At 65.5% G+C, this 16,460-nt stretch carries 11 protein-coding genes; 6 read left to right on the top strand and 5 right to left on the bottom strand.

From position 1 onward, the window contains the following. Positions 1 to 90: 90 nt before the first annotated feature. The 6 genes from ACLBWP_RS04490 to ACLBWP_RS04465 are packed head-to-tail and all read left to right on the top strand — an operon-like array spanning position 91 to position 11,145. Positions 91 to 1,893 carry a hypothetical protein gene (locus tag ACLBWP_RS04490; protein ID WP_447654224.1) on the top strand — a complete coding sequence of 601 codons (1,803 nt, stop codon included), beginning with the start codon at positions 91 to 93 and terminating at the stop codon, positions 1,891 to 1,893. A 23-nt stretch (positions 1,894 to 1,916) separates the two neighbouring features. Further along, positions 1,917 to 4,043, top strand: coding sequence for an AAA family ATPase (locus tag ACLBWP_RS04485; RefSeq protein ID WP_447654223.1), 2,127 nt, complete (start codon positions 1,917 to 1,919; stop codon positions 4,041 to 4,043). A 25-nt stretch (positions 4,044 to 4,068) separates the two neighbouring features. Beyond that, positions 4,069 to 5,226 carry an McrC family protein gene (locus ACLBWP_RS04480; RefSeq protein WP_447654222.1) on the top strand — a complete coding sequence of 386 codons (1,158 nt, stop codon included), beginning with the start codon at positions 4,069 to 4,071 and terminating at the stop codon, positions 5,224 to 5,226. Positions 5,227 to 5,279: 53 nt separating this feature from the next. Beyond that, positions 5,280 to 6,845: a type I restriction-modification system subunit M gene (locus ACLBWP_RS04475; protein ID WP_447654221.1), complete on the top strand. Its 1,566-nt coding sequence runs from the start codon at positions 5,280 to 5,282 to the stop codon at positions 6,843 to 6,845. 5 nt (positions 6,846 to 6,850) lie between these two features. Next, positions 6,851 to 8,098, top strand: a complete 1,248-nt coding sequence (locus ACLBWP_RS04470; protein ID WP_447654220.1) for a restriction endonuclease subunit S — start codon at positions 6,851 to 6,853, stop codon at positions 8,096 to 8,098. Further along, complete coding sequence (locus ACLBWP_RS04465) at positions 8,095 to 11,145, top strand: type I restriction endonuclease subunit R (RefSeq protein ID WP_447654218.1); 3,051 nt, start codon at positions 8,095 to 8,097, stop codon at positions 11,143 to 11,145. The genes ACLBWP_RS04470 and ACLBWP_RS04465 overlap by 4 nt, the downstream gene beginning before the upstream one ends. 112 nt (positions 11,146 to 11,257) lie before the next feature. Here the strand turns inward: ACLBWP_RS04465 and ACLBWP_RS04460 are convergent, their stop codons facing one another. The 5 genes from ACLBWP_RS04460 to ACLBWP_RS04440 are packed head-to-tail and all read right to left on the bottom strand — an operon-like array spanning position 11,258 to position 16,417. Continuing rightward, positions 11,258 to 12,319 (bottom strand): MupG family TIM beta-alpha barrel fold protein, encoded by a 1,062-nt coding sequence (locus ACLBWP_RS04460; RefSeq protein ID WP_447654217.1) that lies wholly within the window; start codon positions 12,317 to 12,319, stop codon positions 11,258 to 11,260. Beyond that, entirely contained in the window at positions 12,319 to 13,851 is a 1,533-nt protein-coding gene (locus ACLBWP_RS04455) for a PTS transporter subunit EIIC (protein WP_447654216.1), read from the bottom strand. The genes ACLBWP_RS04460 and ACLBWP_RS04455 overlap by 1 nt, the downstream gene beginning before the upstream one ends. Before the next feature lie 41 nt (positions 13,852 to 13,892). Beyond that, positions 13,893 to 14,804 (bottom strand): N-acetylmuramic acid 6-phosphate etherase, encoded by a 912-nt coding sequence (gene murQ / locus ACLBWP_RS04450; protein ID WP_447654215.1) that lies wholly within the window; start codon positions 14,802 to 14,804, stop codon positions 13,893 to 13,895. An 8-nt stretch (positions 14,805 to 14,812) separates the two neighbouring features. After that, positions 14,813 to 15,706: a MurR/RpiR family transcriptional regulator gene (locus tag ACLBWP_RS04445; protein ID WP_447654214.1), complete on the bottom strand. Its 894-nt coding sequence runs from the start codon at positions 15,704 to 15,706 to the stop codon at positions 14,813 to 14,815. A 57-nt stretch (positions 15,707 to 15,763) separates the two neighbouring features. Further along, positions 15,764 to 16,417, bottom strand: a complete 654-nt coding sequence (locus ACLBWP_RS04440; RefSeq protein ID WP_447654213.1) for an NUDIX hydrolase — start codon at positions 16,415 to 16,417, stop codon at positions 15,764 to 15,766. Positions 16,418 to 16,460 lie beyond the last annotated feature (43 nt).

Genomic DNA, 16,460 nt, shown 5'->3' with positions numbered 1-16,460 from the left:
CCGCAATGGTCGATGCTCGGCGACAGGAGCAGTCCGACGCACTAGCCTGAGCGACGCCGAAGCTTTGTCAACTCTTCCGGAAGGTCGCTCGTGAGCGCTGGTCCTGTCCTCTTGTTCCTGCACGGTGTCGGAACCGGCGATCTTGAAGACGGATGGCAGGTCGCGCTGTCAGGGGCGCTCGTCCGGTTCGGTTACCCCGCTCTGGAGTCCGACCGCTGGATCGCGCCGAAGTACGCCTACGCCCTTCGCAACGGGGACGGCAAGTACCGTGTTCCCCCGATCACCGTGAAGCAGCCAGGTAAGGACGATGCCAAGACCAATCGGCGGGAGTTCGAGCGGCGCACGAGTGCCATGGAGTACCGACTCGGCCAGCACGAGGATCTGCCGTACTGGCCGGGCGCTGGCACGGTCGTCGACATCGCCTTCGAGACGCACCCGTTCAAACAAGCCCACAACTACCTGCACAACGAGCAGGCCCGGGCCCGTGTGCTCAGCCGCGTCCTCGAAGCGCTTCCGGCGTCGGGCGAATTGCTCATTGTTGGTCACAGCCTCGGGTCGGTTGTCGCCGCGGATCTCATTCGCCGGCTCCCCGCTTCGTTGCGGGTCGTCGGGATGATCACGATCGGGAGCCCACTTGCGAGCGGGTCCGTGCGGTCGACCGACGTGCGCGAGTCAATGCAGGAGCCGCCGATGAATCTCGGCTGGTGGATCAATTTCTGGAACGGGTTCGATCCTGTTGCGGCGCACCGCGGGCTGTCCTCCGTCATGCCGTGGTTGCTCGACCTCCGTGTCACGACACCGCCGAGTCCTCGCGTTCACGATGCGGTCGAGTACCTGTCCGACCCGAGAGTCGCCGACGCGATCGGTTTTGCAATGTACGGCTCGCTCTCAACGGATCTGGTGCGAACGGTCAACGCAGTCGACGTGCCGCTCGATCCCGAGGAGCGCGTCGTTCTGCTTGCACTCCGGTACGCGCACCTGGTGGCGACGTACCTCAAGGACGACCAGCACGACAGATTCACCGGAGCTCTCCGGGCGACCCAGGCGGAAGCGGTGGAGGCGATGCTGCAGCGTCGAGACGTCGAGGGGAGGCCACGCCCTGAGCTCATCGCGCAGCTTGCCTTCGACCTGGCTGACCCGAGCGCGGGCGCGGCACCACCTGCGCCGGGGATGTACCTCACCAAGGAGGACGCGCTCGTACAGCTCATCGTGCTCGCATCGGACAACTTCCTTCGCCCGTTCGACATCGGCTTCAGCGAACCCATCAAGCGTCAGGCGATGCGGGATATCACGGCAGAGATCGGGCTCGGGAGCGCCCTGGGTGGCCACGTGCTCGATGCGGTCGACCGGGCCGAGAAAGTCCTCGCGGGAAACAAAGGACCGAACTGGATCAAGATCGGCGCGATGGGGGCTGGAGCGGTTGCCCTCGTCGTCGCGACGGGCGGTGTGGTACTAGCCGCTGGTGCGGGTCTTGCCGGAGCGGCCGCTCTGACCAGTGCACTTGCAGCATTCGGACCTGGCGGGATGATCGGCGGCTTGATCACTGCAGGGAGTCTTGTGACAGCCGGCGGCGGTGGGATCGCCTTCGGGCTCGCGAGCTCGGGCACGTCATCCGAAGCAGTCGAGTCGATCGTGATGCGGCAGCTCGCAGCGGTCATCTTGCGCCAGAAACTCGACCTCGAGCAGGACCCCGCCGTGTGGCAACTGCTCGTCGAAACCGAGCGGCAGGTGCGGCGGGCGCATGAGCGACTGGACGAGTTCTCCGATCCAAAGTCGCCGGTCCTCGTCGAGCTCCGCAAGAAGATCCAGCTCGTCGAGCGAGCGCTCGATTTCATGCGCGAGGAAGGCCTCGAGCCAGCAGCAGGACCGCAGACCTCCTCGGCAGCTCGCTGATCGACTGGAAGGACACGACGATCATGAGCCGATCCGACAACAGGACGAACCGCCTTCGGGCAGCCCTTCGCTACCTCGACGAACAGGGAGGCGCAGCGAGTCGGCTCGACGTCTGGAACGCGGCACGCACGCGCGTTCCACTCGAAGGCGAAGAACTGGAACTGAACCAGAAAGGGAAGCCTCAGGGGCAGTCAGATTTCTTCTGGGGTTCCGCTGGTCTGGTGCACGCGGGGTTCCTGACCAAGCCGGTCCGCGGCGAGTGGCACGTCACCGACGACGGGCGTCGCGCCGCCGCCGCGCCCTTCGAACAATTCCGTGAAAGGCTGAACGACCGGCAGCGTGCGTTCCAGAGGGCGCTCCGGGAAGACCGCGAGGTGCGTCTCCGGACGGAGATCCTCCCGCCGGACAATCGCGCCGAGCTCGTTCGCACGACCAGCCAAGCGTTCGTCGAGCGAGGTCTCCGTGCGCTCGACTCCGTGTTCGCGCCGGGTCGCCGGGTCTGGCGAGCTGACGTCGTCGCCGATCTCGAACGATGCTTTCTCGGACAGCCGGACGTCGACGGAGCTGATTTCCTGGACAAGCTAGGACGGCAGTTCGACGACACGTCCGACGACGCGAAGCTCTTGATGGCGGAACTCATCGGATGGCAGGTGCTCCCTCTGCAAAATCCGGGCGAGAGGAAGAAGCGCCAGCGCGTCGAGTTCCTCCTGCAACGCATGGACCACCCCGTCACGATCCCGGTAGAGATCGATGATGCGTTCCGTGCGTGGTCCTTCAATCCGGGGACTGCGATGTCGGTCCAGCTCTACCGAGCGCTGTCCATCGTCGTGCACTGTGCGGCGAGGTGGATTGCCCTCAGCCCGGAGGCACGTGAGCATGCACTCGACGATCCTTGGGCCTGGCGTGACCTTGTCGACAGCCTTCCCGGTGCCTCGTTCCCCACACAGCGCAATGAGTTGCTCTACCTCGTCCATCCCGGTGTGTTCGGCGAGGTCATCTCCGGCACTGCGCGTGATGCGATCCGCGAGGCCTTCGCCGGCGAGGTCGAGGGTCAGGCGGACGACGACCCCGACGCTCTGTTCCAGCAGATCGCGATCGCTCTGCAAGGAAAGGCCCGGGGGCCCGCGAAGTTCTACGAGGACCCCCTGCTCAGCAGGTGGCAACCAGTAGAGCCGGAAATCGTTCAGAAGCTTGACCCACAACGGGAAGGGCTCGACAACCCTGTCTCCGTCCTAGTGTCGGAGCCGACGAGCCGAACGCCGTTCCCATCGGTCGTGCGCACGCTCGCCGACACCCTGCACATGCCCCTCGTCTGGCTGCAGCAGACCCTCGACCTGATCGAGCGCCGCAAACAGGTGATCCTCTACGGCCCGCCCGGCACCGGCAAGACGTTCCTGGCCCAGGCGCTCTCGAAACATGTGACGGACGGCACCGACGGCGAGACCACCATCGTGCAGTTCCACCCGACGTACTCGTACGAGGACTTCTTCGAGGGATTCCGCCCCGTCGCCAACGACGACAGCGGCAACCTCGCCTTCACGCTGCGGAAGGGCCCGCTCCGCCGCCTCGCCGACGCTGCCGCCGCCAATCCCGAGGCGAACTACTTCCTGGTCATCGACGAGATCAACCGCGGCAACATCGCGAAGGTGTTCGGCGAGCTGTACTTCCTGCTGGAGTACCGCGACAGCGAGATCTCCCTGCTCTACAGCGACGAGCCGTTCACCCTGCCGAGCAACATCTTCGTCATCGGCACGATGAACACCGCCGACCGCTCGATCGCGATGCTGGACGCCGCCATGCGGCGCCGGTTCGCGTTCATCGAGCTGCACCCGGAACGCGAGCCCGTGCAGAACGTGCTGTCGCGCTGGGCGGCGACCAAGGGCCTCCAGGACGACCGCGCCGACCTGCTGACGCGACTCAACGCGCAGATCCAGGACCACGATGCCAAGGTCGGTCCGTCGTTCCTGATGCGCGACCTGGGGGTGACGGGTCTGCAGGACGTGTGGCGGTACGAGATCCTGCCGCTGCTGGCGGAGCACCACTACGGCGAAGGCGTCGACCTGGAGGCTCGCTACGGCCTGGCAACGCTGCGTCGCCAAGCGACGTCCTCCGTTGCGGACGGGACCGAAGGTGCTTCCGTCGACGATTGAGCTGCGGGAGGCGGACCAGCCGGTGGTGCACCGGCTGCCGCGCGCGGTGGCCGTCGGGCTCGCGGCGGCGAACATCGCGACCGTCGCGCCGACGTTCGGCGCGGACGAGTACCGCGTGAGCGGTGTCCGGAAGGTCGGCGTCGTGCGGATCGCGGGTCACACGGTGTGGCTCAAGCCGAAGACCCCGGTGCGGCGGCTGTTCGCGATGCTCGGGTACGCACGGGCCGGCAGTGCGATCTGGACCGAGGACGACTTCGGGTTCGAGGAGGACGACGAGCTGGTGCCGGCGTTGGCGCACGCGTTCGTGCGGCAGGCCTTGCGGGCGCTCGCCGGAGGGCCGCTCCGCGGGTACGTCACGCGCGAGGATGCGCTGCCGCTCGTGCGTGGGCGGTGGCGGATCGGGGACCAGCTGACGCGGCGGGGTGGACAGCCGCTGCCGGTCGAGGTGTCGTTCGACGACTACGTGGAGGACATCGCCGAGAACCAGGTGTTGCTGACGGCTGCGACGCGGTTGTTGCGGCTGCCCGGCGTGCCGGGGGACGTGCTCGGCGCGTTGCGGCGGATCGTGCGGGTGCTCGACGGGGTGTCGGCGATCCCGGTCGGGGCCCCGGTGCCGGTCGTGCGGGCGGATCGGCGGAACGCGCGGTACTCGTCGGCGCTGGCATTGGCGTCTCTCGTGTTGTCCGGGTCGTCAGTCGAGCAGCGTGCAGGGTCGGTCGTGGCGTCGGGGTTCCTGGTCGACATGTGGTCGGTGTTCGAGGACTTCGTGTCTGCTGCGCTACGGGAGGCGTTCACGCCGTACGGGGGAGTGCTCGTGTCGCAGTACGCATCGACGCTCGACGTCGCTGGGACGGTGAAGATCGTGCCGGACCTGGTCTGGGTGGTCGACGGGATCGTACGAGCGTGTATCGACGTGAAGTACAAGGTCGAGGAGCACGGGCAGTACCCGAACGCTGATCTATACCAGATGGCGGCTTACTGCCGGCGGTTCGGCTTGGGGGAGGGATGGCTCGTGTACGCGGCTGGTTCCGGGCTCGCCGAGTCCGTGCGCATCGTCGAGGGGCCGAACGTCACGCGAACGTCCGTGGCGCTCGACGTGAACGGAGCGGAGCTCTCGACGAACAGTGATCGCTTCGCGGCTCGCGTCGCGCGCTCGGTATGTCCTGTGCTCCCGCTACGGTGATGAAGCGGCTTCAGCCACCTCGAACCGACCGGCCAGCCGCAGGAGATTTCACGATGGCACCGACCACCAAAGAGGCGCAGCGCGCCGAACTGCACAAGACGATCTGGCGGATCGCGAATGATCTTCGAGGGAGCGTCGACGGGTGGGACTTCAAGTCCTACGTGCTCGGCATGCTGTTCTATCGCTTCATCTCCGAGAACCTCGCTGCCTACATCGACAAGGGTGAGCGCGAGGCAGGCGAATCGCACTTCACCTACGCAGATCTGCCGGACGAGGCTGCGGAGCACGGCCGGCGCGAGACGGTGTACGAGAAGGGTTTCTACATCCTTCCCTCGGAGCTTTTCCAGAACGTCCGCAAGCGCGCACCGCGGGATCCGGATCTCAACGAGACGCTTGCGACCGTCTTCAAGAACATCGAGGGCTCGGCGCTGGGGACGGACAGCGAAGACGACCTCAAGGGGCTGTTCGACGACCTGGACGTCAACAGCAACAAGCTCGGCAACACGGTCGCGAGGCGTAACGAGAAGCTCGTCAAGCTCCTCGACGCCATCGGTGATCTTCCGCTCGGTGACTTCGAGAACCACTCCATCGACCTGTTCGGTGATGCGTACGAGTACCTGATGCAGATGTACGCATCGCAGGCAGGTAAATCTGGCGGCGAGTACTACACGCCACAGGAGGTGTCAGAGCTCCTCGCGAAGATCACGGTGTCCGGCAAGACGAGGGTGAACAAGGTCTACGACCCGGCGGCGGGCTCTGGTTCGTTGCTGCTCACGTTCGCGAAGGTGTTGGGTAAGGAGAACGTCGGCGGGTTCTACGGCCAGGAGGTCAACCTGACGACGTACAACCTCGCCCGGATCAACATGTTCCTGCACGAGCTGAACTACGAACAGTTCAGCATCGCGCACGGAGACACGCTCCTCGAGCCCGCCCACTGGGACGACGAGCCGTTCGAAGCGATCGTCTCCAATCCGCCGTACTCGATCAAGTGGCCCGGCGACGCCGACGCCCTCCTCATCAACGACCCTCGATTCGCTCCGGCGGGTGTACTCGCGCCGAAGTCGAGGGCAGACCTCGCGTTCACTTTGCACATCTTGTCGTGGCTGTCAGTCAATGGCACCGCCGCGATCGTCGAGTTCCCCGGCGTACTCTACCGCGGAGGAGCCGAGGCCAAGATCCGCAAGTACCTCATCGACAACAACTACGTCGATGCGGTGATCCAGCTTCCGCCGGACCTTTTCTTTGGTACTACGATCGCAACTTGCATCATCGTGCTGAAGAAATCCAAGACCAACAACTCTGTACTCTTCCTGAACGCATCGAGCGAGTTCAAGCGGGTTGGCAATAAAAACAAGCTTGCCCCGGGCAACCAACAAAACATCCTCAGTGCGTTCGATACACGGGTGGACGTTGACCACGTTGCTAAGCTCGTCCTGAACGAGGAAATCGCTGCAAATGCCTACAATATCGCTGTGTCGTCGTACGTCGAGGCCGAAGACACTCGGGAGACTATCGACATCGTCGAACTTAATGCCGAGATAGCTCGCATTGTTGCCCGGCAAGCGAAGCTTCGCAGTTCTATCGACGACATCGTCGCCGATCTGGAGGGTGAAAAGTGAGCCGCGTGGATGAACTAATCACCGCCGCTTGCGCGGACGGAGTTGCGTGGGAGTTGCTCGGCGACGTAGGTGAGTTCATTCGGGGCAACGGCCTGCAGAAGTCGGATTTGACGGACGACGGTGTGCCCGCCATTCATTACGGGCAGGTGCACACCTACTACGGTGTCTGGGCCGACAAGACCAAGTCATTTACGGCTCCGGCCCTGGCTGCCAAGTTGCGGCGTGCGAAACCGGGCGATCTGGTCATAGCTACAACGAGCGAGGATGACGGTGCGGTCGCGAAAGCCACGGCTTGGCTTGGGCGGGACGAAGCTGCTGTGAGCGGCGACGCATGCATCTTCCGGCATGGGCTCGATCCTCGGTACGTTTCGTACTTCTTCCAGTCCGAGCGATTCCAAGAACAGAAGGCTCGGCACATTACCGGAGCCAAAGTTCGTCGTATATCGGGGGGCGCGCTAGCGAAGATTCGAATCCCTGTTCCGCCTCTCGAAGTGCAGCGTGAGATCGCCCGGGTGTTGGATACATTTACGCAGCTGGAAGCGGAGCTGGAAGCGGAGCTGGAGGCGGAACTCGAGGCCCGCCGTCGACAGTACAATCTCTACCGCAACTCTCTTCTTACCTTCGGTGACGACGTAGAGCGCATTGCGCTCGGCGAGTTTGGCGCCATTTTCGGCGGTCTAACGGGTAAATCGAAAGCTGATTTTTCCAGCGATGGGAATGCTCGTTTCGCTTCCTACAAGAATGTCTTCAAGAACATTGCACTCGACGTCGGAGCGGATGATCGAGTCCGCGTAAGCCCAGGAGAGCGCCAGCGCTCGCTTTCTTATGGGGACATTGTCTTCACTGGTTCGTCAGAATCGGCAGCTGAAGTCGGGATGACGTCGGTGGTAACCGAGCGTCTGCTGGAACCGTTGTACCTGAATAGCTTTTGTATTGGGGTTCGACCATACGATGAAGGACGACTTGATCCCGAATTTGCTAAGCACCTCTTCCGATCCACACCGATGCGGTCTCAAATCATCAAAAGTGCGAGTGGAGTCACTCGAATCAACGTCTCAAAGCCTCGTCTTGCGAAGATCTCAGTCCCGCTCCCAAGCCTCTCAGAGCAGCGGCGAGTCGCAGCGATCCTGGACGGCTTTGAGTCGCTTACGAACAGCCTCATAGACGGCCTCCCAGCCGAGCTCAAGGCTCGGCGCAGGCAGTACGAATACTACCGGGACAAGCTTCTGACCTTCGAGGAGGCTGCGGCATGAGCGACACGACTCCTCGTGAGTACGAAACAGTCGCCGTGTCATCCGAGAGTACGGTGGTTGCCGAGTACGCCCCTAATGCTGCTGGTCCGTCGTCGTATCAGTCCGAGGCGGACCTCGAACGCGAGCTGGTCCGTTTGCTCCGGTCGCAGGCGTGCGAGTATCTGACGATTACATCGGAGCAGCAGCTCGTTGCGAATCTTCGCGCGCAGCTCGAGTCGTTGAACGCCATGATCTTTTCGGACGCGGAGTGGAAGCAGTTCTTCTCCGAGCGGATCGCTGGCACGAACGACGGCATCGTCGAGAAGACGGTGCGCATCCAGGAGGACCACGTCCAGCTGCTGAAGCGGGACGATGGCTCCGTCAAGAACGTCACCCTGATCGATAAGCGGAACATCCACAACAACAGCGTGCAGGTCATCAACCAGTACGAGATCGACCGGGGCGAGGGCGGTGCCGCGCGCTCGAACCGCTACGACGTGACCGTGTTGGTGAACGGATTACCGATGGTGCACGTCGAGCTGAAGCGTCGCGGCGTCGACATCCGCGAAGCGTTCAACCAGATCGACCGTTACCAGCGTGACAGCTTCTGGGCGGGCTCCGGCCTGTTCGAGTACGTGCAGCTGTTCGTCATCAGTAACGGAACGCTCACGAAGTACTACTCGAACACCACTCGTCGCCAGCACCTGAGCGAGGCGGCGGGCTCGAAGCGGACACGCAAGACGTCGAACTCGTTCGAGTTCACATCGTGGTGGGCAGACTCGCAGAACAAGCCGATCACCGATCTGTCGGCCTTTGCGAAGACGTTCTTCGCGAAGCACTCCTTGCTGAACGTCCTGACGAAGTACTGCGTGCTTACGGACGACCGCATGCTGCTCGTCATGCGTCCCTACCAAATCGTGGCAACTGAGCGGATCCTGCAGCGCATCGCTGTCTCCACGAATTACAAGACCCTTGGCAGCGTCGCCGCAGGTGGCTACGTCTGGCACACCACCGGATCGGGCAAAACCTTGACGTCGTTCAAGGCCGCGCAGCTCGCGACCAAGCTGCCGAGCGTTGACAAGGTGCTGTTCGTTGTGGATCGCAAGGACCTCGACTACCAGACCATGCGCGAGTACGACCGTTTCGAGAAGGGCGCAGCGAACTCGAACACCTCGACGGCGGTTCTCAAGAAGCAGCTCGAGGACCCAGGCGCCCGGATCATCATCACGACGATCCAGAAGCTGTCGACGTTCATCGCGGGGAACAAGGGCCACGCGATCTACGACGGGCACGTCGTGATCATCTTCGATGAGTGCCACCGGTCGCAGTTCGGCGACATGCACACCGCCATCACCAAGGCGTTCAAGCGGTACAACCTGTTCGGCTTCACCGGCACGCCGATCTTCTCGGCCAATGCTGGCAGCGGCGGTAATCCGCAGCTCAAGACGACCGAGCAGGCTTTCGGCGAGAAGCTGCATACGTACACGATCGTCGATGCCATCACCGACAAGAACGTGCTGCCGTTCCGCATCGACTACGTCAACACGGTCAAGGTCGGTGATCCCGACAACACCCAGGTGCCCGCGATCGACACGGAGAGCGCGCTGCTCGATCCGCGCCGTGTGGCCGACGCCGTCCGCTACACCCTGGAGCACTTCGACCAGAAGACCAAACGTGCGGAGCACTTCACGCTCGGCGAGCGACGCGTCCGCGGTTTCAACGCTCTCTTCGCGACTGCTTCGATCCCAGCGGCCCGGATGTACTACAACCACTTCCGGATGCAGCAGCAGGACGTGGTGCCCGACAAACGGTTGAAGATCGGTCTCATCTACTCGTACGGGGCGAACGAGGCCGTTGAGGATGGAGCCCTTGATGAAGAAGGGTTCGACACCAGCGCCCTCAGCGTGGACACGCGGTCGTTCCTGGACGATGCGATCCGGGACTACAACGAGCTCTACGGAACCTCGTTCGACACGACCGGTGACAGCTTCCAGAACTACTACAAAGACCTGTCGCTGAAGCTCAAACAGCGTGAGATCGATCTCGTGATCGTCGTGAACATGTTCCTCACCGGGTTCGATGCTACGACGATGAACACGCTCTTCGTCGACAAGAACCTCCGCGCGCATGGCCTGATCCAGGCATACTCGCGCACGAATCGCATCCTGAACTCCGTCAAGACCTACGGGAACATCGTCAGCTTCCGTGACCTGGAAGACGCAACGAACGACGCGATCGCGCTCTTCGGCAACAAGAACGCCGGCGGCGTCGTGCTGCTCAAGCCGTACGGCGAGTACTACGACGACTACGCCGATAAGGTCACAGAACTCCTGCGCGCCTTTCCGCTCGGCGAGCCCATCGTCGGTGAGGCAGCTCAGAAAGACTTCATCCAGCTGTTCGGCGCGATCCTTCGGCTGCAGAACATCCTCACCTCCTTCGATGAGTTCGATGGCTCCGCGTTGCTCACCGACCGCCAAAGCCAGGACTATCGTAGCCTGTACCTCGACTTCTACGCAGAGTTCCGCAAGGGAACTGAGGCGGACAAGGAGCTGATCAACGACGACGTCGTCTTCGAAATCGAGTTGATCAAGCAGGTCGAGATCAACGTCGATTACATCCTCATGCTCGTGCAGAAGTACCGGGAGGAACATGGTGACGGGGACGACAAGGAGGTCCGCGCCGAGATCTCTCGCGCAGTTGATTCCAGCCCGACGCTCCGCAACAAGAAGGACCTCGTCGAGGACTTCGTTGACTCGGTCTCGGCGGACGGTGAGGTAGATGAGGAGTGGCGCGCGTACATCGCCGGACGCAGCGAGGCGGAGCTCGAGTCCATCATCATAGCCGAAGGCCTCAGGCCGGACGAGACCCGGAGTTTCATCGCGACCGCTTTTCGTGACGGGCACGTGCGAACCAGCGGCACTGCCATCACCAAGGTGCTGCCGCCGGTGTCACGCTTCTCCGCGAACGGCGGTCATGGTGAGAAGAAGCAGCGCGTGATTCAAGTGTTCGAGGCGTTCTTCGACCGCTTCTTCGGGCTCAGTTCGAGGAACGGAGAAGGGGAGGCATGAGGCGGTGGGTACTCCGCGCACGCCAAACAAAAAGGCATCGGGCGCTCGCGTCATGCCGGCGGACAACTTATCGCCCGCTCGAATGTCCGAACCCTCGGCTCGCCTTCAAGAATTACGTGCACCCGCGGGTCTGAGCTACGAGGGGTAGGGAACGTAACAACAGTTCGAGCTGCCCCGTTGCCACCGGTGCCGGGCTCGGCCGCACGCTTCCCACGACGGCGGCGCGTTCATCGGCTGGCAGATCTCGTAAGGTGATCGCGACCTCCCCGCAGTACCTCCCCGCCGACGCCAACTGCACGGTGACCGACCCCGCCGGCCTCGGCTGCCCACCCACCTCGGGCAGCGGCAACCCGGCGAACCGCTCCCGCGAGTGTTCCAGCCGGATCATCGCCTCGGCAGCATCGGGCCGGTTGCGATCGGGAACGGCCAGCGCCTCGATCACCGCGGGATGCACACCCGGCGCCGCAACCCCGTCGACCACCACGACGTCAGAACGGACGAACGACCCCAGCCGCGCCCACGAGTGATCAGTCAGCGCCGGATCCCCGACGTAGACATCGTCCACCCCGGCATCGACGAGCTCGAGCGCCTGGTACAACGGCGGCATCGTCCGGTGCTGCTCGACGGTCGGTAGTCCCTCGCCGAGCGGACCGCGACGGACCGAGTCTCCGGCGATGAACGGCCCGACCCGCCACCCGAACTGCCGGGCGACGGACACCGACGACGCGACGGAAACCAACGCCAACCCGGTCCACTCCCGCGGGTAGAAGTTGTGGATCAGCTCGACGTCCAGGTCGGCGAACGGCGCAAGTTCGGCGGCCCGCAGTGTGCTGGCGTTGAGCGCGATCGGCAGCACCGCAGCGATCGCACGGATCTCGGCAACCGAAAACCCGAAGTCGATCCGCACCCGGGCCACCCCGATCGACCGCAGGAACTCCCAGGGCGAATCCCCGAGCAGGCGGGCTGTGTTGGGTGAGACGTCGGCCACGACTGCCAGCCCCGACGCAGCGGCCGCCGACACGATTGCGGTCGCAGCAGCCCGGGCACCCGCAGGAGAGTCCTCCGGGATGTGGAACGACGTGAACGCGAGCGTGGCACCGGCGGAAGCAGCGGACGAGAACGTCGCGCCGGCCAGCGGAGCGTCCGCCAGGTACGCGCTCGCGCCCAACCGCATCAGCGAGCAGCCCCGACGGAGTCAGCGGCAGAGGCAGCAGCGGGAGCAGGAGCGGGGGCGGTCGCGACGGGCGCGTCCGGAGCGACGGGGTCACCTGGCGCTGCCGTCGACTGCGCCTCGAGGTCGGCCTTCACCGACGCGGACACCCCGAACAGCAGCGTCGCCACGAACCCGACGACGTACGCCACGACCAGGCCCGAGCCGTACCCGAGCAGCGCCCAGCCGTACCCGGACGAGCCGTTCAGCAGCGGCAGCAGCGACAGGTCCGAGGCACCGATCGCGATCGCCCCGACGGAGTGCCCGAGCTGGTCGAACAGTCCCACGACACCGCCGCCGAACGCCCCACCGATGCACGCCGTGATGAACGGGCGACCCAGGGGAAGCGTCACGCCGTAGATCAGCGGCTCGCCGACACCGAGCAACCCGGCGGGCAGCGCACCGCGGATCGTGCGCGAGAGCGCTTCATTCCGACGGAAGCGCATCCACAGCGCGATCGCGGCACCGATCTGCCCGGCACCACCCATCGCCAACACCGGCAGCAGCACGGTCCACCCCGTCTCGTCGATCAGCGTGGTGTGGATCGGCGTCAGGGCCTGGTGCATGCCGGTCATGACGAGCGGCAGGAAGAACCCGCCGAGGATGAACCCGGCGAACGCACCTCCGTTGGCCAGCAGCCAGGTGGCAGCCGAACCGATCGCGACGGAGACGACGCCGGCGACGGACATCAGCACGCCCAGGGTGATTGACCCGGCGACCAGCACGGTGACGGTCGGCACGACGATCAGCGCAATGACGTCCGGCGTGACGCGACGCATGAAGCGTTCGACGTAGGCCGCGAGGATGCCGCCGGCCATCGCGCCGAGCACACCGCCCTGCCCAGGAGCGAGCGTCTCGCCGAACACCGTGACGTTCGCGACACCTGCGGCGACGATGATGCCGCCGACCGCGCCACCCAGGATGGGCGTGCCGCCGAACTCCTTGGCGGCGTTCATCCCGACGAACACGGCGAGCAGCGACAGGAAGCCGCTGGACAGCACGGCGAGGAACGGCGTGACGCCGGGCAGCCACCCCAGGTTGGTCAGGATCCCGTTGATGCCCGCGATCAGACCGCAAGCGATAAGCGCGGGGATCAGCGGGATGAAGATGGCCGAGATCTTCCGGATCGCACGCATGGTGCGACCGTCGGAACGGGACCGCGCAGTCGCCTTGATCGACGCACCACGAGCAGCAAGATCTTCGGGGGAAGCACCACCAGACGCACCAGCCGCAGCCGGCGGGGCGGACCTGCGCAGGGCCTCCAGGTCGACGGCCACCCGGTCGACGAGACCCGGGCCCAGCACGATCTGCAGGTTCGAGCCGGCCGCGATCGCGGCCATGACCCCGTCGGTGGCCTGCAGGCCCGGCAGGTCGACCGAGGACGGGGACGAGACCTCGACCCGCAGCCGGGTCATGCAGTTCTCGACGTCGGCGATGTTGCCGGATCCGCCGACGCTGTCGAGGATCTGCTGGGCGAGTTGCTGTGCATCGGTCATGGCTGGTGCTCCTCGGGGGAAGGAAACGAAGGTGGTGCAGGTCAGGAGATGACGGCGCGGAGCGAGCCGCCGGCGGCAGCGAGGCGATCGCGGACGGACATGGCGGAGTCACCGGTGAGGATCATCGCGATGGCGGTCTTCACCTCGCCGTCGGACGCGTCGAGCGCGGCTTCCACGTCAGCGGACGCCGCGCCGGTGACGTCCTGCACGAGGGAGAACCCCCGGGCGACGAGCTTGGCGTTCGTCGCCCGCACGTCGACCATGCGGTTGCCGTACGTCTTGTTGCTGCGCACCATCGCGAGCGTGGTGAGCATGTTGCAGACGAGCTTCTGCGCGGTGCCCGCCTTCAGGCGGGTCGAGCCGGTGATGAACTCGGGGCCGACGACGACGTCGATGGCGATGTCGGCCTCCCGCCCCGCGGCCGAGTCCGGGTTGCACGCGACGGAGACCGACAGGGCGGACCGGCGCCGCGCCTCCAGGATCGCGGCGATCACGTACGGCGTCCTGCCGGAGGCGCTGATCCCGACGACCACATCGTTGCCGGTCAGGCCGAGTGCGTCGAGGTCGCGGACGGCGGCATCCTCGTCGTCCTCTGCGCCCTCGATGGCGGTGGTGAGCGCGATCTGCCCGCCGGCGATGACGCCGACGACCTGCGCGGGATCGGTGCCGAAGGTGGGCGGGCACTCGCTGGCGTCGAGGACGCCCAGGCGTCCCGGCGTGCCGGCGCCGACGTAGACCAGGCGGCCGCCGCGCGCGAAGGCGGCGGCGATCGCGTCGGCCGCCAGGGCGATGGCCGGGAGGCACGGCTCCAGCGCCGCGGGCACGCTGCGGTCGCCGGCGTTCATGCGCTGGGCGGCTTCGAGGGTGGAGACCAGGTCGATGTCGTCGAGTCGCGAGTCGGTCGACTCGGTCGTCAGGGTGCGGAGTTCGTCGCGCAGGGAGTCGTGGTGCATGGGGGCCTTCAGGATCGGTGGTGCGTGCGGACGGCGGCACGGCTGCGTGCCAGCAGCGGGCGGGAACGGTCGTCGGTGCGCTGGGCGACGACGATGAACAGGGTGTCGACGATGGCGAGCTGGCTCATCCGGCTTCCCATCGCCGCGGGACGCAGGTCGCTCTCGGCCCCGGCGACGCCGAGCAGGACGTGGTCGGCTGCCCGGGTGAGTGCGGTGCCGCGGTGGCCGGTGATCGCGATCACGGTCGACCCGTGCCGCTCGGCTTCGGCCGCGACGTCCAGCACCTCGGACGTCGTGCCCGAGTGGCTGACCAGGACGACGACATCCCGCTCGTCGATCACGCTCGCCAGGGTCAGGGCGTTGTGCGGGTCGTCGGCGATCGAGCTCGCGATGCCGATGCGCTCGAGCTTCAGGTGCAGGTCACGCGCGACGATGCCCGAGGCGCCGACGCCGTACATCACGACGCGGCGGGCGTGCTGCACGGCCGCAGCTGCCTGTTCGAGGGACGCGGGGTCGAGTGCCGCCCGGGTGTCGGTCATCACGGCGCGGACGTCCTCGGTGACCTTCGCGATGACGGTCGCCACGTCGTCGTCGACCCCGACGCCGGCGTGGATCTCGCCGTGGTCGTGGATGCCGCGCTCGACCGCGCGGGTCATGCTGCGCTGCAGCTCGGCGTAGCTGGCGAAGCCGAGGTGCCGGGCGAAGCGGGAGACCGTGGCGGCGCTGACGTCGGCGCGGCTGGCCAGGTCGGCGGCGCTGCCGTTGGCGCTGTCCTTCGGGTTCGCCAGGACGGCCTGGGCGATGGCGCGCATGCCGGTCGGCATCGTGGCGGACTGGGTCCGGACGAGCGCGAACGCGTCGGCGCGGTCGGTGCGGACCGTGGCGGCGGGTGTGGTCGACATGCATGCCATGAAAGCGCATTGCATGCCGTGGCGCTAGGTGTGAAAGTAAATTGCGTGTTACAGCGCGCGGCGGTGGGCCGGCCGGTACAACGCCGCCGGCTTCCCCGGCCCCTCCGCTGCGCGCTCGCCGGTCGCCGTCAGCATCGGCACCATCGCCCGCCGGAACGAGTCTGGCAACAGCCGCTCCCCGAGCACGGCCTCGTGCAGCCCCCGCAACGCCGACATCGTGAACGGCGAGGGCAGCAGCCCGTGCGGGTCCGGAGCGCCCCGGTGGTCCTCGCGCAGTTGCGCAACCGCGAACCCGAGGATGTCGTCGTGCCCGTGGACCATGCCGGTCGCCTCGGTGACGGGCACGATGCGGGCTCCCGATGCTGTCCTCAGGGCGGCAGCCGGCACCACGTCGAGGTGCGCCACGGACAGCACCCACCCCCGGTCGTCCCGCGCGGGGTCGTCGAACACGTGCAACTGCCGCGGCGCCAACCCCGTCACCCCGGCCTTGTCGCGCAGCGACCGCAGCACCGCGTCCGCCAGTCGTTCGCCCTGGTGCACGAACGTCCCCGGCAGTCGCCAGTCCCCGTCGACGGCGTCGCGGACCTGCAGCACCGACAGTGGGCCGCCGACCGGGACGGTCAGCACGGCGGTGTCGACCGCGGCGGAGGGCCGTGGGTAGTCGGACAGGCGCTTGCCGCTTGCATCGCGGTAGGTGGACATGGCAACGAGTTTACGCACACTTGCGTAAATCGTGGACGCGTGT

Source organism: Microbacterium sp. M1A1_1b (assembly GCF_053345565.1).
Note: the sequence above shows the minus strand (reverse complement) of the source record. Positions and strands in the feature narration are given on the sequence as shown.

Excerpts from the sequence above, each read along its gene's own strand:
- ACLBWP_RS04485 (WP_447654223.1), top strand. The coding sequence starts at position 1,917 with ATGAGCCGATCCGACAACAGGACGAACCGCCTTCGGGCAGCCCTTCGC.
- ACLBWP_RS04475 (WP_447654221.1), top strand. The coding sequence starts at position 5,280 with ATGGCACCGACCACCAAAGAGGCGCAGCGCGCCGAACTGCACAAGACG.
- ACLBWP_RS04465 (WP_447654218.1), top strand. The coding sequence starts at position 8,095 with ATGAGCGACACGACTCCTCGTGAGTACGAAACAGTCGCCGTGTCATCC.
- ACLBWP_RS04460 (WP_447654217.1), bottom strand. The coding sequence starts at position 12,319 with ATGCGGTTGGGCGCGAGCGCGTACCTGGCGGACGCTCCGCTGGCCGGC.
- ACLBWP_RS04455 (WP_447654216.1), bottom strand. The coding sequence starts at position 13,851 with ATGACCGATGCACAGCAACTCGCCCAGCAGATCCTCGACAGCGTCGGC.
- murQ (WP_447654215.1), bottom strand. The coding sequence starts at position 14,804 with ATGCACCACGACTCCCTGCGCGACGAACTCCGCACCCTGACGACCGAG.
- ACLBWP_RS04445 (WP_447654214.1), bottom strand. The coding sequence starts at position 15,706 with ATGTCGACCACACCCGCCGCCACGGTCCGCACCGACCGCGCCGACGCG.
- ACLBWP_RS04440 (WP_447654213.1), bottom strand. The coding sequence starts at position 16,417 with ATGTCCACCTACCGCGATGCAAGCGGCAAGCGCCTGTCCGACTACCCA.